General features: G+C 72.6%; 14 protein-coding genes and 1 tRNA gene. 8 read left to right on the forward strand and 7 right to left on the reverse strand.

Going from position 1 to position 18,489, the window contains the following annotated elements; translation table 11 throughout:
* Positions 1–46 precede the first annotated feature (46 nt).
* Positions 47–1,303 carry an erythromycin esterase family protein gene (locus tag OG559_RS17135; protein ID WP_405104984.1) on the forward strand — a complete coding sequence of 419 codons (1,257 nt, stop codon included), beginning with the start codon at positions 47–49 and terminating at the stop codon, positions 1,301–1,303.
* A 57-nt stretch (positions 1,304–1,360) separates the two neighbouring features.
* Here the strand turns inward: OG559_RS17135 and OG559_RS17140 are convergent, their stop codons facing one another.
* Together OG559_RS17140 and OG559_RS17145 are read right to left on the reverse strand one after the other, a co-directional pair.
* Positions 1,361–3,568, reverse strand: a complete 2,208-nt coding sequence (locus OG559_RS17140; protein WP_405104986.1) for an MMPL family transporter — start codon at positions 3,566–3,568, stop codon at positions 1,361–1,363.
* A 44-nt stretch (positions 3,569–3,612) separates the two neighbouring features.
* Positions 3,613–4,158, reverse strand: a complete 546-nt coding sequence (locus tag OG559_RS17145; protein WP_405104988.1) for a TetR/AcrR family transcriptional regulator — start codon at positions 4,156–4,158, stop codon at positions 3,613–3,615.
* A gap of 226 nt (positions 4,159–4,384) precedes the next feature.
* Here OG559_RS17145 and OG559_RS17150 point away from each other — a divergent pair, with 226 nt between their 5' ends.
* Together OG559_RS17150 and ligD are read left to right on the forward strand one after the other, a co-directional pair.
* Entirely contained in the window at positions 4,385–5,179 is a 795-nt protein-coding gene (locus tag OG559_RS17150) for an isocitrate lyase/phosphoenolpyruvate mutase family protein (RefSeq protein ID WP_405104990.1), read from the forward strand.
* A gap of 67 nt (positions 5,180–5,246) precedes the next feature.
* Positions 5,247–6,251 carry a non-homologous end-joining DNA ligase gene (gene ligD, locus OG559_RS17155; protein WP_405104992.1) on the forward strand — a complete coding sequence of 335 codons (1,005 nt, stop codon included), beginning with the start codon at positions 5,247–5,249 and terminating at the stop codon, positions 6,249–6,251.
* Positions 6,252–6,383: 132 nt separating this feature from the next.
* Here ligD and OG559_RS17160 read toward each other — a convergent pair whose 3' ends face one another.
* Positions 6,384–8,609: a PQQ-binding-like beta-propeller repeat protein gene (locus OG559_RS17160; protein ID WP_405104994.1), complete on the reverse strand. Its 2,226-nt coding sequence runs from the start codon at positions 8,607–8,609 to the stop codon at positions 6,384–6,386.
* Between the two features lie 510 nt (positions 8,610–9,119).
* Between OG559_RS17160 and OG559_RS17165 the strand changes: the two genes are divergently transcribed.
* Positions 9,120–9,719, forward strand: a complete 600-nt coding sequence (locus tag OG559_RS17165) for an RICIN domain-containing protein (protein WP_405104996.1) — start codon at positions 9,120–9,122, stop codon at positions 9,717–9,719.
* A 401-nt stretch (positions 9,720–10,120) separates the two neighbouring features.
* Here OG559_RS17165 and OG559_RS17170 read toward each other — a convergent pair.
* The 4 genes from OG559_RS17170 to OG559_RS17185 all read right to left on the reverse strand — a co-directional run bounded on the left by OG559_RS17170 (position 10,121) and on the right by OG559_RS17185 (position 12,730).
* Positions 10,121–10,195, reverse strand: a tRNA-Arg gene (locus tag OG559_RS17170).
* Between the two features lie 140 nt (positions 10,196–10,335).
* Positions 10,336–11,028 (reverse strand): winged helix-turn-helix domain-containing protein, encoded by a 693-nt coding sequence (locus OG559_RS17175; protein ID WP_405116735.1) that lies wholly within the window; start codon positions 11,026–11,028, stop codon positions 10,336–10,338.
* Between the two features lie 198 nt (positions 11,029–11,226).
* The gene (locus OG559_RS17180; RefSeq protein ID WP_405104998.1) at positions 11,227–11,892 is read right to left on the reverse strand and encodes a DUF305 domain-containing protein; all 666 of its coding nucleotides are present in this window, start codon (positions 11,890–11,892) and stop codon (positions 11,227–11,229) included.
* 25 nt (positions 11,893–11,917) lie between these two features.
* Positions 11,918–12,730 carry a DUF3105 domain-containing protein gene (locus tag OG559_RS17185; RefSeq protein ID WP_405105000.1) on the reverse strand — a complete coding sequence of 271 codons (813 nt, stop codon included), beginning with the start codon at positions 12,728–12,730 and terminating at the stop codon, positions 11,918–11,920.
* Positions 12,731–12,830: 100 nt separating this feature from the next.
* Here OG559_RS17185 and argS point away from each other — a divergent pair, with 100 nt between their 5' ends.
* The 4 genes from argS (at position 12,831) to thrC (ending at position 18,438) form a co-directional block, all read left to right on the forward strand.
* Positions 12,831–14,495, forward strand: a complete 1,665-nt coding sequence (gene argS, locus OG559_RS17190; RefSeq protein WP_405105002.1) for an arginine--tRNA ligase — start codon at positions 12,831–12,833, stop codon at positions 14,493–14,495.
* A 57-nt stretch (positions 14,496–14,552) separates the two neighbouring features.
* Complete coding sequence (lysA, locus tag OG559_RS17195; protein ID WP_405105004.1) at positions 14,553–15,938, forward strand: diaminopimelate decarboxylase; 1,386 nt, start codon at positions 14,553–14,555, stop codon at positions 15,936–15,938.
* Complete coding sequence (locus OG559_RS17200; RefSeq protein ID WP_405105006.1) at positions 15,935–17,260, forward strand: homoserine dehydrogenase; 1,326 nt, start codon at positions 15,935–15,937, stop codon at positions 17,258–17,260. Before lysA ends, OG559_RS17200 begins: the two co-directional genes overlap by 4 nt.
* A 128-nt stretch (positions 17,261–17,388) precedes the next feature.
* Positions 17,389–18,438, forward strand: coding sequence for a threonine synthase (gene thrC, locus OG559_RS17205; RefSeq protein ID WP_405105008.1), 1,050 nt, complete (start codon positions 17,389–17,391; stop codon positions 18,436–18,438).
* Positions 18,439–18,489: the final 51 nt, after the last annotated feature.

Genomic DNA, 18,489 nt, shown 5'->3' on the forward strand with positions numbered 1-18,489 from the left:
TCGGAGCTGACCGGTTTGCCCCGAACGGGGTCGGGTAGCCGCGGACATGCTGGTACAGCGGCTCGGCACGCCGAGCGACTTCGATCCGTTGCTGGAGCGGATCCGGGACGCCCGGATCGTGATGATCGGCGAGGCGACGCACGGCACCCACGACTACTACCGGCTACGCGAGCAGCTCACCCGGCGGCTCATCGCCGAGCAGGGCTTCTCCTTCGTCGCCGTGGAGGGGGACTGGCCCGACTGCGAGCGGGTGCACCGGTCGGTAACGGCCGCCCCGAACGGTCTCGCCGACCCGCAGGTCGCCCTGGAGCGCTTCGAGCGCTGGCCGACGTGGATGTGGGCGAACGCCGAGGTGGCCCGGTTCTGCCGCTGGCTGCGGGCGTGGAACCTGGAGCAGCCGGTCCCACGGCGGGCCGGCTTCCACGGCCTGGACGTCTACAGCCTCTGGGAGTCCATGCAGGCGATCTTCGACTACCTGGGCGAGGAGGACCCGACCTCGTTGGAGGCCGCGCAGGAGGCGTACCGGTGCTTCGAGCCGTACGGGCGGCGGGTCGAGGAGTACGGCGCGGCGAGCCGGTTCGTCTCGGCCCGCTGCGAGGAGGAGGTGATCAAGCTGCTGGCGCGTACCCGGGAACGGGCCGCCTCGGACGGCCCGGACCGCTTCTCGGCCTGGCAGAACGCGGAGGTGGTGGCCGGCGCGGAACGCTACTACCGGGCGATGGTGGCGGGCGGCCCGGAGTCGTGGAACGTGCGGGACATCCACATGGCGGACACCCTGGACCGGCTGCTGGACTTCCACGGCCCGGACGCCCGGGGTGTCGTCTGGGCGCACAACACCCACGTCGGCGACGCCCGGGCCACCGGCATGGCCGCCGACGGGCTGGTCAACATCGGCCAGTTGGCCCGGGAGCGGCACGGGGCGGACGACGTGGTGCTGGTCGGCTTCGGCAGCTACCGGGGGACGGCGGTGGCGGCTCCCCGGTGGGGGTCGCCCGCCGAGGCGATGGTGGTGCCGCCGGCCCGGCCCGGTTCGGTCGAGCGGCGGCTGCACGAGCTGATGCCGGAGCGCGCGGTGCTGGTCTTCGGCGGCCCGGACCAGCCCGGCTGGGTCACCGAGGAGCACGACCACCGGGCGATCGGGGTGGTCTACGACCCGACCTTCGAGTCCTGGGGCAACTACGTGCCGACCCGGCTGGGCGAGCGCTACGACGCCTTCGTCTGGTGCGACGACACCACCGCGCTGCACCCGCTGCCCGCGCTCACCGCGTTCGGGGAGATGGAGACGTACCCGGCCGGGGTCTGAGCCGGACGGGCCCCGCCCCGCCGGGTCAGCGGCGGTGCGGGGCCCGGGGCCGGACTGTCAGGCGTCGGCCGGCTTCTTCTCGGCGAGGTGGGCGCGCAGCCCCTCGCCCTCGATGTCCACGTTGGGCAGCAGCCGGTCGAGCCAGCGGGGGATCCACCAGGCTGCCTTGCCGAGCAGCGACATCACCGCCGGGACGATGGTCATCCGGACCACGAAGGCGTCGATGGCCACGCCGATGGCCAGCGCGAAGCCCATCGACTTGATGATCGGGTCGTCGAGGAAGACGAAGCCGCCGAACACCGCCATCATGATCAGCGCGGCGGCCGTGACCACCCGGGCGCCGTGTCCCATGCCGTTGACGGTGGCCTGCTGCGCGGTGTCGCCGTGCACGAAGTCCTCCCGCATCCGGGAGACCAGGAAGACCTCGTAGTCCATGGCCAGGCCGAACAGGATGCCGATGAGCAGGATCGGCAGGAAGCTGACCAGCGGGCCCGGGGTGTCCAGGCCGACCAGGTCGGCCAGGTGCCCCTGCTGGAAGATCGCGACGGTGATGCCGAACGTCGCGGCGACCGTGAGCAGGAAGCCCAGGGCGGCCTTGACCGGCACCAGGATCGACCGGAACACCAGCATCAGCAGCAGGATCGACAGGCCGACGACGAGCACCAGGTAGACCGGCAGCGCGTCGGAGAGCTTCTCCGACACGTCGATGCCGATCGCGGTCGCGCCGGTCAGCAGCACGTCCGCGCCGGTGACGCCGGAGACCCGCTGGCGGATGTCGTGCACCAGGTTCTCGGTGGCCTCGTCGGTCGGACCACTCTTGGGGATGACCCCGAGCAGCGCGGTGCGCCCGGTCCGGTCGGTCTGCGGCGGGGCCACCGCGAGCACCCCGTCCGTCTGCTGGACGAGCTGCGCGACCTGCGGTGCGGCGGCGGCCGTGGCCTCCGGCGAGTCGGACGTGACGACCACCGCGAGCCGGCCGGTGAAGCCCGGTCCGAAGCTCTCCCGGATCAGCTCGTTGTTCACCCGGGCCGACGAGCCGGCCGCGGCGGTGCTGGCGTCCGGCAGGGCCAGCCGCATGTCGGGGGCGGGCAGCGCGAGCAGGCCCAGGCCGAGCAGGGCGACCAGGATCACCGGTACGCGCAGCCGGGTGACCAGGCGTGCCCAGCGGAACCCGAAGCCGGACCGGTCCTCGGCCGCGGCCGCCGCCTCGGGGGTCTCGGTCGGGTCCGCGCCGTTGGCCGCCGTCTCGGCCTTGCGCAGCTTGCGGGGGAGCACCCGGGTGCCGGCGAAGCCGAGCAGGGCCGGGGCGAGGGTGATCGCGACCAGCACGGCGATGGTCACCGTGCCGGCGGCGGCCAGGCCCATCACGGTCAGGAACGGGATCCGCACCACCGCGAGGCCGGCCAGCGCTATGACCACGGTGGCGCCGGCGAAGACCACCGCCGAGCCGGCGGTGCCGACCGCCCGGCCAACGGCCTCCTCGGGGGACAGGCCCTCCAGCAGGTTCTGCCGGTGCCGGGAGGTGATGAACAGCGAGTAGTCGATGCCGACCGCCAGGCCGAGCATCAGGGCGAGGATCGGCGCGGTGCTGGTCAGCTCGATGACGCTGCTGAGCGCGAACAGGCCGGCCATGCCGACGCCGACGCCGATCAGCGCGTTGAGCATGGTCATCCCGGCCGCGACCAAGGAGCCGAACGTGATGACCAGGACGACCGCCGCCACCAGCACGCCCAGCGCCTCGGTCGAGCCGATCTCCGGCTCGCCGCCCAGCACCTCGCCGCCCGGGGCGACCTGCCAGCCCTGCGCCTCGGCCTGCGCGCCCACCTTCTCGTACGCGTCGCGCTGGGCGTCGGTGACGTCGTCGGCGCGGCCGGCGAACTGCACCTGGATCAGCGCGTACCGGCCGTCCGGGGTGATCGCCTGGGCCTGGTACGGGTCGACCGCCCCGACCACGCCGGGCAGGGTGGCCGCCTCCTGGGTCACCTGCTTGACCAGGGCCTGCCCCTCGGGCGTGGCGAGCTGGCCGTCCGCCGGAGCCTTCACGGCGATGGTGCCGGTGGCCCCGCTGGCCTCCGGGAACCGCTCGCTGAGCAGGTCGATCGCCTGCTGCGACTCGGTGCCGGGCATGGTGAAGTTGCTCGTTGTCGGGCCGCGCAGCGTCGCCGCGGCGAGGCCGAGGCCGACGAGCACGACGAGCCAGACGACGGCGACGAGCCGTCGGCGGCGCAGCGAGGCTCGGCCGAGCCGGTACAACAGGGTCGCCATCAGATCCTTTTTCTCGGTCGTTGGTGAGCTGGACGGTGGTGGGGTCAGTCGGGAGGTGCCAGTGCCCGCCGGACCAGGCCGAGCAGGGCGTCGCGCAGCTCGTCGTCGGCGACGTCGCCGAACTCGCCGCACGTCTCGGCGATCCCGGCGAGGACGACCAGCGCCGCGATCCGGTTCGCCGGGCGCGTCGAGTGGCCGGCGAGCGCCGCGATCAGCCGCTCGGAGATCTGGTGCACGTGCGCGAACGCCGGCTGCTGGAGCAGCTCGGGGAATTCCCCGCGGAGCAGCGCGATCTGCCGCCGGAAGCGCACCGCGAGGTTCACGAAGCCCTCGCCGGCGACCCGCCGGGCGTCCGGGCCGGTCAGCCCGGCGAACCGGTCGTCCAGCTCGTGCAGCGCCGTGATCGCCGGGGCCATCAGCTCGCTGAGCAGGGCCTCCTTGTTGGCGAAGTGGTAGAGCACGGTGGCCTTGGAGATGCCCACCTCGCGGGCGATGTCCTGCAACGAGGTGCCCTTGTATCCGGTCACGGCGAACCTCCGCGCCGCGGCGGCGAGAATCTCGGCGTGCGTCTCCGGTACCACCCGAGCCATGTCGGCCACCTCCCGCCCATCAGCATGCCTGACCGATCGGTCAGGACCTGACCGATCGGTCAGAGAAGTCGGGTGGCGTTCGCCACAGCCCGCCGTTCCGGGGTTCCCTGTACCCGTTCGTCACCATCCGACACCGATGCCGGATCGGATTCGGGTACAGCACGGGCGATGAGACACGGCCCTTTCGAAGAACAGCCGCCGCCCCGATGGCTGCCATGATGCGGGGATGACCGAAAACTCATCGACTCTCGCCGAGCGCGCGGACGCGCTGCGTGCCCTGCACAAGACCGGCGACCCGCTGGTCCTGCCCAACGCCTGGGACGCCGGGTCCGCCCGGGCCGTCGCCGCGGCCGGTTTCCCGGTCGTCGCCACCAGCAGCGCCGCGGTCGCCGAATCCCTCGGGTACGCCGACGGCGAGGCCACCCCGGTCGACGAGATGTTCGCCGCCGTCGCCCGGATCGCCCGCGCCGTGCCGGTCCCGGTCACCGCCGACCTGGAGCGGGGGTACGGGCTGAGCCCGGCCGAGCTGGTCGAGCGGATGCTCGTCGCAGGCGTGGTCGGCTGCAACCTGGAGGACTCCGACCCGCGCACCGGGGCGCTGTACGACGCCGAGGAGCAGGCCGACCTGCTCGCCGCCGTCCGGTCCGCGGCCGACGGGGCCGGGGTGCCGCTGGTGCTCAACGCCCGGATCGACCTGTACCTGCGGGAGTCCGGCGATCCGGCCGGGCGTACCGCCGAGGCGGTCCGCCGGGCCCGGCGCTACCGGGCCGCCGGGGCGGACTGCGTCTACCCGATCTTCCTGGCCGACCCGGAGCAGATCGCGGAGTTCGTGGCCGGCGCGGACGCCCCGGTGAACCTGGTCTTCAGGCCCGGCGCCCCGAGCCTGGCGGAGCTGGCCCGGCTCGGCGCGGCCCGGGTCAGCTACGGCGCCGGCCCGTACACGGCGGTCAAGGCGCGGACCGCCGCGCTGCTCGACGCGGTCCGGGCCGGCAAGAACCCGTACGCCCCGCCTTCGGCGTAGGGGTCCTGTCGACGCCCGCGTCCCGGTTCCGGTTGCCCCCGGGCGGCCGGGCCGGGAGGGTGGGGTGATGAGCAGCGCGGAGCAGACCCGGGACGGGGTGTCGCTGACCAACCTCGACCAGCCGCTGGCCCCGGAGACCGGGGCCACCAAGCGGGACCTGGTGGACTACCTCGACGCGGTGCACGGGCGGCTGGTCCCGCACCTGCGCAACCGTCCGCTGTCGGTGGTGCGGGTGCTGCGCGGTCAGCCCCCGTTCATGCAGAAGAACCTGCCGAAGTACACCCCGGCCTGGGTGCGCCGGGCGTCGGTCTGGGCCGAGGCGTCGCACCGCGAGGTGTCGTACGCCCTCTGCGACGACCGGCGGACGCTGCTGTGGTTCGCCAACCAGCGGGCCGTGGAGTACCACCCGACCCTGGCCACCGTCGAGCGCCCGGGCCACCCGACCCACCTCGTGCTGGACCTCGACCCGCCGGAGGGGGCCGCCTTCGGCGCGGTCGTGGCCGTCGCCCGACTGGTCCGGCAGGCGCTGGCCGACACCGGGCTCGCCGGGGCGGTCAAGACCAGCGGGGCGAAGGGGCTGCACGTGTTCGTTCCGGTCGAGCCGGGCACGGGCGCCGAGGAACTGGCCGCCGCCACCCGCGCCCTGGCCGTCCGGGCCGAACGACTGGACCCGGCGCTCGCCACCACCGCCTTCATCCGCGAGGACCGGGGCGGCCGGGTCTTCGTCGACTCCACCAGGGCGGGTGGGGCGACCGTGGTGGCCGCGTACAGCCCTCGGCTGCGCCCGGGACTGCCGGTGTCCTTCCCGGTCGGCTGGGACGACCTCGACGCGGTCGCCCCGGCCGACTTCACCGTGCGGACCGTCCCCGCCCTGGTCGCCGCCGGTGACCCGTGGGCCGGGTCGATGCCGCCGCCCCAGCGCCTTCCCGCCGACCTGGTCGAGCAGGGCCGGGGCATCCCGGTCGCCAGGGTGCAGGCCATGCACGAGGGCAAGCGCCGCGCCCGTGCGCGGCGTGCGGAGGAACAGGGATCCGGTCCCGGCCCCGCCGCCCGCCCCGCCGGCCCCCGTTGACCGGCGGGGCGGGCGGCGGTACGGCCCGGCGTGGACCCGTCGGGCGCCGGGCGCGACTGCTCGCGGCCGGCCCGCGTGGCGCGCCGGCCGCCTGACGCTCGTGCCGGACGGGGGCGGCGCGCCACCGGGCGGTCAGCCCACGGCGATGCCGTGCAGCAGGCCGTCCTGGTCGCCGACGAGGAGCAGGTCGCCGATGACGACCGGCGGGCTGTAGCAGTACGCGGCGGTGGTGAGCTGGAGCCGGGTCCGGACCGCCCCGGTGGTGAGGTCGAGGCCGACCAGCAGGCCGGTGGTGGTCGGGGTCCACGCGACGTTGCCGTGGATCGCCGCGCCGGTGTTGACCGGCCGGGCGCCGAGGCCGGTGGTCCACCGGGCCTGGCCGGTGGCCGGGTCCACCCGGGAGGCGGTGCGACCGCCGTCGTCGAACATGAGCACGTCGCCGTTGTCGAGCAGCAGCTTGGGTGCGTAGATGTAGGAGCCGGCCATCGACCAGCGGGGCTCGCCGGTGGCGGGGTCGAGCGCGAACGCGCTGGTCACGGTGGACACCAGGAGCAGGCCGTTGGAAAGTACCTCCAGGGTGTCCGCCCAGGGGCCGTAGATGAGGCGGCTGTAGGCGGTGGTGCGGGTGGTGGTGGAGAACGACCACAGCGCGGCGCCGGTTCGAGCGTCGTGGGCGTAGACGTTTCCGTCCCCGGCACCGGCGTACACCCGAGCACCGTCGCTGGCCGCGCGCCCGGCGAACATGCCCTGTCCCGCCACGTTCCACACCGTCTCGCCCGAACGCGCGTCGAGGGCCTGCCGGGTCTGGCCGGCGGAGAGGACGACCAGGGTGCGGCCGTCGACCGTGGTCACCAGCGGGCTGCCGAGCACCGGGGCACCGGCGTCGTGGGCGAACCGGCGGCGGCCGGTGGCCGGGTCGAGGGCGTAGAGGCGGTGGTCGTCGGAGGGGACGTAGACGGTCCTGCCGTCGGGGGCGAACGCCGGCCGGCCGTGCACCGGGCCGATCCGGGTCTGCCAGCGCCGCTGCAGCCCACGGCGGGTGGGTCGGGCGCCGATGACGGTCCCGCCGGTGGTCGCGGCGACCAGCAGATCGTCCCGGGCGGCCAGGCCGGCCTGCACCGGTGCGCCGAGCTGTTCGCTCCAGCGCAGTCGCCGGCCGGCGTCGGGGAGGGCGAAGGTGCGGGTCTGCTCGTGCCAGGCGCCGCCGGGGTCGGTGACCCGTACGGTCATCCGGTGCTCGCCGGGCGGCAGCGCGGTGATGTCCAGGCCACCGGTGTAGCGGCGGCCGGCGGAGTCGGGGGAGAGGTTCCGCCAGGGGCCGGCGTCCTTGAGCCCGTAGGTGTGCTGCGGGTAGAGCTTGGCCTGCACGTTGGCGGCCCGAACGTGCGGGGAGAGTCGTACCGACACGGCCAGCGCGGCGCCGGCCGGGTCGAGCGAGACCGCCTGGGGTCGCTGCTCCGCGGCGATCCGTGCGCCGGCGAGCGGAATGTCCAGCACCGGCCGGGACACGGCACTGCCGTCGACGGCCCGCTGCACGGCCGTCACCTTCAGCACCGGGCCGTCGGACCCGACCGCGCGCTGCACCCAGTAGTAGATCGGCGCGCCACGGGTGTCGTCGACCGCCAGCTGGGTCACCCCGTTGAACCGTTGTACCTGCTCGTCGTGCACGTGCCCGGCGAACATGGCCCGTACGTTGTAGCGGTCGAGCAGCTTCAGCAGCCGCTCCTGGTCGGAGACGTAGTAGTTGTCGCCCCCGAACGGGAAGTGGCACAGCAGCACGATCGGCACCCCGGGCGCGACCTTGTCCAGGTCGCGGGTCAGCCACTGGATGCCGGACTCGCCGAACCCGCCCGGCTCCTGGAGCAGGTGGCTCGGGTCCAGCGCGACGAAGTGCAGGCCGTCGAAGTCGAACGAGTACCGGGTCGGCCCGAACAGCGATCCGTACCGTTTGCCGGCGGTGCTGTCCCACCGCCAGTCGTGGTTGCCCGGCACGTGCCGGATCCGGGGCCGCAACGCCGGCGGGATGGTGCCCAGATAGGTGTCGTACTCGGCCACCGAGCCATGTTCGACGAGGTCTCCGACGTGGCAGACGATCGGCGCGTTCGCCGCGGCGATCTGCTGGTACACCCAGCGCACCCCCTCGGTCCGCTCAGGAAGATCCACGTCGATCTGCGTGTCGCCGAGCAGGGCGAACCCCGACGACCACGGCCCGCCGTGCACGGGCGAGCCGGCCGCCGCGGGCGAACCGCCGACCACCGCGCCGGTGGCCGCCGCGGTGACCGCGCCGACGCCCAGGCCGAGCAACCGGCGGCGGTCCATCGAGAGACGGGCATGGTCCTGGGCTGGCAACGATGGCATGGGTTGTTCCTTCCGGCGGGCTCGCTTGGAATGCCGGGGAGTTTGGCACGGGCCCAACCGCCTGACCAACGGTTCTCCGGCAGATTCCCGGCGATTTCGCAGGAAACCTTCAACCTGGCTGGACGGGCAGTTGATTCCTTGCAATCGCCGCCGGTCCGGGCCAGCGAGGCGCGCCTGAGCCTCGTTGGCATGGGCCGTTGGCCGACGTGTGGGTTCCGGTAGGCGGCCGGGAAGGCGATGCCGCTGAGCAGCGGCTGCCCGTGTTGCGGGCCCCGCCCCGCCCACCCTGGGGGCGGTGGAGGGGCCGGCGGGGCGATAACTGGCTGACGCTGCCCGTTGTGGGCGTTATCTGCGTGTCATCCCGATCCGGCGTGCTGAGCGCGCACAAGAGCGTTTGATATGTGCCCGATCGTGCAGGGTTGCGGACGGTAGTTCCGATCAGCTATTGCAACCTCTCGTTCCTGCTCGGATACTTGTGGAATATATTTACCTCTACGAATGGATGAGTGCATGATTCACCCCCCTCGTGGCAGCCGTGTATTCGCAGCAGGGTTTGGGGCTGTCATTCTTGCCCTGAGCCTGCTGGTGTGGCCAACCGCCGGAGCGACGGCGCAACCGGATATTGCCGATCCGAACGGCAGGGCGACGATCCAGGCTAGCTACCATCAGCTGCAGAACCCAGACACGAATATGTGCCTGACACTCTATAACGGTAACGCGTACGATGGTGCCCCGTTGGTCGTCATGCCATGCGACCCTGCGGTCGAAAACAACTTGTGGACACTTGCCGGTGAAGCTAGCACTATTGTGAGCCAAGCCGACACCACCAGATGCGTCGACGTCTACGGCGGTACAGCCGCCGACGGAGTTTCCGTGGTCAACTGGGGGTGCCACGGTTTGCAGAATCAGCAGTGGACCCTTACCAACGACGGAAGGCTTCTGAGCAACCTGGCAGGCGGCCCTTGGTGTCTCACTATCTACGGGGATAACCCGTCCGCCGGGACGATCGTCATCCTGAAAACCTGTCCGGGAGACACCTCGTCACCGTCACCGTCACCATCGCCGTCTGCGTCTCCGGCAATAGATCTTGCTTTGTGGAAATACGTTTAGTAGATGGTGTGAGTGCTGCTGCCTAGGATTTCGTGGACTACGCCAGCCTCGATGACAGTGCCCCAAGCCGATACGCCGGGGGCGCTGTCGTTGTGGGACGGCCCTCAGCGCGTCGTCTTGTTGGCCCGTACAAAGGCGGACTGGGCGGCGGGGGGCGAAGGTGAGGGTGGGGCCGGTCCTGTCCTTGCTGTCGCGGACGGCGACGACGCGGCCAGGTTGTCGCCGCCCTGCGGCAGCGCATCGAGAGGGCGCTAGGCCACGGCTGAGCCCCGCCAAACTTGGACACGTATATGGCGCAGACGTCCGCGACGGGCCGCTGACGGCCGGACACAGCCGGACACACGAGTAAGGCCGCTGACCGGTTTTGCCCTGGTCAGCGGCCTTTTCGTGCTGGTCAACTCTGGTGCCCCCGGCAGGATTCGAACCTGCGCCACCGCCTCCGGAGGGCGGTGCTCTATCCCCTGAGCTACGGGGGCTCGGCGACTGGAGAAGACTAGCAAACGTCCCCGACGATCGCCGAATCGGTATTCGGTGAGTGGCTTCGTGTCGTCGACGGGGCGGTGCCGGCGCTGACCTGGGGCCTCGCTGGCACCGCCGCGCCGGGCTGCCCGCGGCTTCAGGCGGCGGCCGCGCGCCCGCAGCTCGGCAGCGGGCGCAGCGCGATCCGCCGGGGCAGCCGGCGCGGCCACTCGTTCCTCGGCCAGGAGCCGTCGACGATGAGGTGCACGGGCCGCTCCTCGGCCCCGCTGAGCCGCAGCACGAAGTCCCGGGGCAGCGGCGGGTCGACCGACGGGGTGGTCACCATGAACCGGACCCGGCCCCGGGACGAGACGGCGGAGACCACGTCGGCCGCCGGCATCGTCCCGCGCAGCCGTACCCGGCCGAGCCAGTAGACCTCGGCCAGGTGCTCCTGGGCGGCCCGGGTGATCACCGGGTACTCCAGGCGCACCCAGCGCTCGACCGCGCTGACGCAGAGGCCGCAGGCGCGCTCGCGCGGCTCGCGCGGCCCCAACCCCCAGGCCCGCAGGTACGCCCCGACGGCGCCGACGTCCATCGCCGGGTCGAAGCGGCGCTGGATGAGCGTGGTGAGGCTCTGCCGCGTCCACAGCTCCTCGTCCAGGCCGAACTCGTCGGGGTGGACGCCCCGCAGGACGTCGATCAGTTCCAGCTCCTGTTCGCGGCTGAGCGTTCCCGGCTCGCCCTGCCGCTGTCCGCGACGGACGGCTGCCACCGTTCCGTCACCGCCGATGGTGTGGCGCCGGCACCAGCTGGTGACCGAGCGCCCTGCGTCTCTGAGTGCAACCCCCACGTCCTGCGCAACGAGCACGAATCGCAACTGGTCACGATATGTGGGCAGAAAAGTCCATCAAGTGCAGCAATAGGGCTTCAGGCCTCCAAAGCGGCCAATCGGACATGCGGTCGTCGGGGTGCGAGTGCCGGTGGCAGACGGAAGGCCCGCGCCGACCGCCGGATGGACGGGGCGCGGGCCTTCTGGTCGTCAGGACCCTCAGCCCTTGAGCCGGGCGAGGGCGGCCCTGAGGTTGGTGAGGTCCGTCTGCTGGGTGTTCTTCATGGTCTGGGCGGTACGCACCACGTCGGACTCGTCGCTCACGTCGAGGATGCCGTCGATCATGTGGACGCCGCCGGTGTGATGGTCGATCATCAGTTCCAGGAACAGGACGTCCAGCTCCCGGCCCTGGGCGGCGCGCAGCCTCGCCAGCTCCTCCGGGGTGGCCATCCCCGGCATCAGCCCGTCGCGCACCGTGTCCTCGCCGTCCGGCATCCATGCCATCCGGGGCTGCGACCCGGTCGGGTCGAGGCCCCAGGAGCGCAGCCAGGTCTGCATGGTGCCGAGCTCGCCCTGCTGGCCGGTGGCGATGTCGCCGCCGATGCTGACCACCTCGGGGTCGGTGCCCCGTTGGAACGCGATCAGCCCCATCTCCACCGCCTGGGCGTGGTGGCTGGTCATGTCCCGGGCGAAGCCCGCCTCCGCCGAGGCGTCACCCGGGCGGGTGAGCCTCGGCGTGAGCAGGCCGCCCGCGTACCCGAGGAGGAGACCGACCACGACGGCGGCGGCGACCACCAGGACGCCGAACCGGCGCCCGGCCGGCCGGCCGCCGTCGTCCACCGGGCCGCCCGCCAGGTCGCGGTCCGTCGTTGCGGGTGCGGTCATCGGGTCCCCGTCCTCGCTGTCCGGATCACTGGGTGGGCATCTGGTTGCCGTCACGCGGCGTGGTGCCGGTGGCGGTGATGCCCTGGGAGCAGTTGGCGGTCGGACCCTCGATCGAGGCGTTCACCCGCAGCGTCTTGATGAAATCGTCGAGCCGGCTGTCGTCGGCCTTGTCGACCTTGAGCTGGTATCCCCAGGTCTGGAGGGAGATCGGCTTGTCCAGCCCCTCGTACGGGCTGAGCATCATCTTTTCCTTGCCCGCGACCTTGTCCTTGAGCTGCGCCACCTGGTCGGCGGGCAGGTCGGGGCGGTAGGTGATCCACACTGCGCCGTGCTCCAGGCTGTGCACCGCGTGCTCGTTGGCGATCGGCGCGTCGTAGACGTCGCCCATGCAGTTCTGCCAGGCCCCGTTGTGCGGGCCGGCCACCGGCGGGGCCTGCACGTACTTGACCGCGCCCTGCTGGTGGTTGCTGCCCTTCACCAGTTCCGGGTCCTTGTCGCGGAAGTTGACGATGCCGCTGATGTCGGCGGCCCGCTTCTCCCACGACTTCGAGCCCTGGAACGAGGCCCACGCGCCGTAGCCGATGATCGCCACGGCGAGCACGCCGACCGCGACGAACAGCGCGATCGGCCCCCAGGGCCGGCCCTGGCTGACCTTCACCGGGGCGATCGGCTTGCGGGGGCCCTTGCCCTTGCCTCCCGCCGTGGGGCGTGGGCTGTCGCCCGTCGACTTGCCGGCCCCGGGCTTGGCGCCGGACGCGGGCCGGCCCGCCGCCGGCTTCTTGCCGGTGGTGACCACGGTCGGACGGCGCTCTGGGCCGCCCGGGGTGCTGATGCTCATCGTGCCTCGTCAGGTCGGTCGGTCAGGGTGGGTGGCGGGCCGAATATCACGCGCAGGGTCGCCGCCGAGTGCCCGAGTCTACCCCCGATAACATGGTTCGGTGACTCCCGCAGAACTCGCCGCCGCCGTCCTCTCCGCAGCCCACGCCGTCCTCGCCGACCGAGGCCTGGACCGCGCGGCGCTTCCGGAGCGCACCGTCGTCGAGCGACCGCGCAATCCCGAGCACGGCGACTACGCCTCGACGCTCGCCCTCCAGCTGAGCAAGAAGGTGGGCGTGCCCCCGCGGGAACTGGCCGCCGAGCTGGCCGAGCAGCTCGGCCGGGCCCCCGGGGTCAAGTCGGTGGAGATCGCCGGACCGGGCTTCCTCAACATCCGGCTCGACGCGGCCGCCGCCGGTCAGCTCGCCCGGTCGATCGTCGAGGCCGGCCCGGCGTACGGGCGCAGCGACGCCCTGACGGGGCAGCGGCTCAACCTGGAGTTCGTCTCGGCCAACCCGACCGGCCCGGTGCACATCGGCGGGGTCCGCTGGGCCGCCGTCGGTGACGCGCTCAGCCGGCTGCTGCGCGCCACCGGCGCCGACGTCGGCACGGAGTACTACTTCAACGACGCCGGCTCCCAGATCGACCGGTTCGCCCGGTCCCTGCTCGCCGTCGCGAAGGGCGAGCCCGCCCCGGAGGACGGCTACGGCGGCTCGTACATCGCGGAGATCGTCACCGAGGTGCGCACCCGCCGGCCCGACGTGCTGACCCTGGACGACGCCGCCGCCCAGGAGGTGTTCCGGGTCGAGGGCGTGCAGCTCATGTTCACCGAGATCAAGTCTTCGCTGCGGGACTTCGGGGTGGAGTTCGACACCTACTTCAACGAGAAGGACCTGCACGACCGGGGCGAGCTGGACCAGGCCCTGGTCCGGCTGCGCGAGCAGGGTCACGTCTTCGAGACCGACGGGGCCGTCTGGCTGCGCACCACGGACTTCGGCGACGACAAGGACCGGGTGCTGCGCAAGTCCAACGGCGAGTGGACGTACTTCGCCGCCGACTGCGCGTACTACCTGGACAAGCGCGAGCGCGGCTTCGACCGCATCGTGATCATGCTGGGTGCCGACCACCACGGCTACATCGGCCGGATGAAGGCGATGGCCGCCTGCTTCGGCGACGACCCGGACACCAACCTGGAGATCCTGATCGGCCAGCTCGTCAACCTGGTCCGCGACGGCGCGCCGGTGCGGATGAGCAAGCGCGCCGGCACCGTGGTCAACCTGGAGGACCTGGTCGACGCGATCGGCGTCGACGCCTCCCGGTACGCGCTGGCCCGCTACTCCAGCGACTCGCCGATCGACATCGACGTCGAGCTGTGGACCCGGGCCACCCGGGACAATCCGGTCTACTACGTGCAGTACGTGGCGGCCCGCACGGCCAGCGTGGGCCGCAACGCCGCCGAGGTGGGGCTGACCCGGGGCGACGCCGACGCGTTCCGCCCCGAGCTCCTCGCCCACGACAAGGAGAACGAGCTGCTCAAGGCGCTCGCCGAGTTCCCCGCCGTGGTCGCCTCGGCCGCCGAGCTGCGCGAGCCGCACCGGGTGGCCCGGTACCTGGAGGGGCTCGCCGGGGCGTACCACCGGTTCTACGACAACTGCCGGATTCTGCCGCGCGGCGACGAGGAGATCACCGACCTGCACCGGGCCCGGCTCTGGCTCAACGACGCCACCCGCACGGTCATCGCCAACGGCCTGTGCCTGCTCGGCGTCTCCGCCCCGGAGAGGATGTGACATGCGAGCCCGAGGAGTGAGCTTGCGAGCCCCGCAGTCGCGAAGTGGAGACCGCTGATGCGGGCTCACGAGGCCGGTGCGCTGCACGGCGACATCGGCAACCGGGGGCCGGCCTGGCTGCGTACCCCGGGCGACGTCAACGCCCTGGTGCCGCAGCTCTGGCCGCGCACCGCGACCCGGGCCGCCGACGGCGCGCTCGCCGTCGGCGGGCTCGGCGTCCGCGAGATCGCGGCCGAGTTCGGCACCCCGGTGTACGTCCTCGACGAGGACGACCTGCGCTCGCGCTGCCGGGACTTCCGGGCCGCCTTCGCCGACGCCGACGTCTACTACGCCGGCAAGGCGTTCCTCTGCCGGGCCGTGGTGCGGATGATCGCCGAGGAGGGCCTGCACCTCGACGTCTGCACCGGCGGCGAGCTGGCCACCGCGCTGTCCGCCGGGATGCCCCCGGAGCGGATCGGCTTCCACGGCAACAACAAGTCCGTGGCCGAGCTGACCCGGGCCCTGGACGCGGGCGTGGGGCGGATCGTCCTCGACTCGTTCACCGAGATCGACCGGCTCACCGCGCTGGCCCGGGAGCGCGGGGTACGCCCCGGCGTGCTGATCCGGGTCACCGTCGGCGTGGAGGCGCACACCCACGAGTTCATCGCCACCGCCCACGAGGACCAGAAGTTCGGCTTCTCCCTCGCGGGCGGGGCCGCCGCCGCGGCCGCGTTCAAGGTCCTCGACGAGGACGTGCTCGACCTGCGTGGCCTGCACTCGCACATCGGCTCGCAGATCTTCGACGCCAACGGCTTCGAGGTCTCCGCCCGGCGGGTGCTCGCCCTCCAGGCGCAGATCCGCGACGCCCGGGGGGTCGAGCTGCCCGAGCTGGACCTGGGCGGCGGCTTCGGCATCGCGTACACCACCCAGGACGACCCGTCCGCCCCGCAGGAGTTGGCCAAGCGGCTTCGCAAGATCGTCGACGGCGAGTGCGCGGCCGAGCGGCTGGCCGTGCCGCACCTGTCCATCGAGCCGGGCCGGGCGATCGTCGGCCCCGCCGTGTTCACGCTCTACGAGGTCGGCACGGTCAAGGACGTCGACGGGATCCGGACGTACGTGAGCGTGGACGGGGGGATGAGCGACAACATCCGCACGGCCCTCTACGACGCGTCGTACTCGGCCACGCTGGCCTCCCGGGCCTCGACCGCGCAGCCGCTGCTCGCCCGCGTGGTGGGAAAGCATTGTGAGTCCGGGGACATCGTGGTGAAGGATGAATTCCTGCCCGCCGACGTGCAGCCCGGAGATCTTGTCGCGGTGCCCGGCACGGGCGCCTACTGCCGGAGCATGGCCAGCAACTACAACCACGTGCCCCGGCCCCCGGTGGTCGCGGTGCGCGACGGTCGGGCCCGCCTGATCGTCCGGCGGGAGACGGAAGAGGACCTGCTCGCATTGGATGTCGGATGACCTCACCTGTTCGCTTGGCGCTGCTCGGCTGCGGAACGGTCGGCAGCGAGGTGGTACGGCTGCTGCACGAGCAGTCGGCCGACCTCGCCGCCCGGATCGGGGCACCCCTGGAGATCGTCGGGATCGCCGTCCGCCGGCTCGGCCGGGACCGCGGCGGCCTGCCGGTCGACGAGGCGCTGTTCACCACCGACGCGCTCGGCCTGATCAAGCGCGACGACGTCGACGTGGTGGTCGAGGTGGTCGGCGGGATCGAGCCGGCGCGGGGCTGGCTGGTCGAGGCGCTGCGGGCCGGCAAGAGCGTGGTCACCGCCAACAAGGCGCTGCTCGCCGAGGACGGCGCGGCGCTGCACGACGCGGCGGCCGAGGGCAGGGCGGACCTCTACTACGAGGCGTCGGTGGCCGGGGCGATCCCGCTGCTGCGCCCGCTGCGCGACTCGCTGCACGGCGACCGGGTCAACCGGGTCACCGGCATCGTCAACGGCACCACCAACTTCATCCTCTCCGCGATGGACGCCACCGGGGCCGGCTTCGCCGAGGCGCTGGAGGAGGCCACCGAGCTGGGCTACGCGGAGGCCGACCCGACGGCCGACGTGGAGGGCTTCGACGCGGCGGCCAAGGCGGCCATCCTCGCCTCGCTGGCGTTCCACACCCGGATCACCGCCGCGGACGTGCACCGCGAGGGGATCACCGAGGTCACCGCCGCCGACGTGGCCAGCGCCAAGGCGATGGGCTGCACGATCAAGCTGTTGTGCATCGCCGCCCGGGGCAAGGACACCACCGGGGCCGAGACGGTCAGCGTCCGGGTGCACCCCGCGATGATCCCGCTGACCCACCCGCTGGCCAGCGTCGGCGACGCGTTCAACGCCGTCTTCGTCGAGGCCGAGGCGGCCGGGCAGCTCATGTTCTACGGCCGGGGTGCGGGTGGCGCGCCGACGGCCAGCGCCGTGCTCGGCGACGTGGTGGCGGTGGCCCGCAACCGGCTGGCCGGGGTGCGCGCGGCCAGCGAGTCCGCGTACGCCGACCTTGCGGTGCGGCCGATGGGGGAGGCGCTGACCCGCTACCACATCAGCCTCGACGTGGCCGACCGTCCCGGCGTGCTGGCCTCCGTGGCCGGGGTGTTCGCCCGGCACGACGTGTCCATCGCCACCGTCCGGCAGGGCTCGACGGGCGGCGGGCGTCCCGGCTCCGGCGACGACGCCGAGCTGGTCATCGTCACCCACGTGGCACCGGACGCCGCGCTCGCCGCCACCGTGGGGGAACTGCGCGGGCTGGACATCGTCCGGTCGGTGACGAGCGTGCTACGGGTCGAGGGCGAGGCCTGAGGAGCCCGAGCCGCGTTCGCGTCTCGCCTGGTGGTTATGCGCGGGTGCGGCAGGCACGGCTCGGGGAAACTGGGCCACGCTGGAGGTGCCTCCGGCGGGGCGGGGCGGTCAGAGGCGAGGAGAGCGACATGTGGCGGGGTCTGATCGAGACGTACCGGGACCGGCTGCCGGTCACCGACGCCACCCCCGTCGTCACCCTGCACGAGGGGAACACCCCGCTGCTGCCCGCGCCGGTGCTCTCCGCCCGGCTCGGCTGTGACGTCCACCTCAAGGTCGAGGGGGCCAACCCGACCGGCTCGTTCAAGGACCGGGGGATGACGCTCGCGGTCTCCAAGGCCGTGGAGCACGGCGACAAGGCGATCATCTGCGCCTCGACCGGCAACACCAGCGCGTCCGCCGCCGCGTACGCGGCCCGCGCCGGGATCACCTGCGCCGTGCTGGTGCCGCAGGGCAAGATCGCCCTCGGCAAGCTGGCCCAGGCGCTGGTGCACGGCGCGAAGCTGCTCCAGGTCCATGGCAACTTCGACGACTGCCTCGCGCTGGCCGCCAAGCTCGCCCAGGACTACCCGGTCGCGCTGGTCAACTCGGTCAACCCCGACCGGCTGCACGGGCAGAAGACCGCCGCGTTCGAGATCGTCGAGGCGCTCGGCGACGCCCCCGACATCCACTGCCTGCCGGTCGGCAACGCCGGCAACATCTCCGCGTACTGGATGGGGTACTCGGAGGACCTGCGGGACGGCAACGCCACGAAGGCCCCGAAGATGTACGGCTTCCAGGCCGCCGGGGCGGCGCCGATCGTCAGCGGCCAGGTGGTGCACGAGCCGTCCACGATCGCCACCGCCATCCGGATCGGCAACCCGGCGAGCTGGACCAAGGCCATCGACGCCCGGGATGCCTCCGGAGGGTTGATCGCCGCCGTCTCCGACCGGGAGATCCTGGCCGCGTACCGGCTGCTCGCCCGCGAGGTCGGGGTCTTCGTCGAGCTGGGCAGCGCGGCCAGCGTCGCCGGGCTGCTCCAGCAGGCCGCCGCCGGCATGGTCCCGGCCGGCGCCACGGTCGTCTGCACGGTCACCGGCCACGGCCTCAAGGACCCGGAGTGGGCGATTTCCACCGCTCCCGCCCCGGTCACCATCGCCAACGACCCGCTCGCCGCAGCGCGGTCCCTCGACCTGGCCTGACGGCCCGGCGAAGCTCCCCAGGCCACCCCGGGGACGGGCTCGCCGGGCGAG

Origin of the sequence: Micromonospora sp. NBC_01405, from assembly GCF_045040155.1 — a bacterium.
Classification (GTDB): domain Bacteria; phylum Actinomycetota; class Actinomycetes; order Mycobacteriales; family Micromonosporaceae; genus Micromonospora.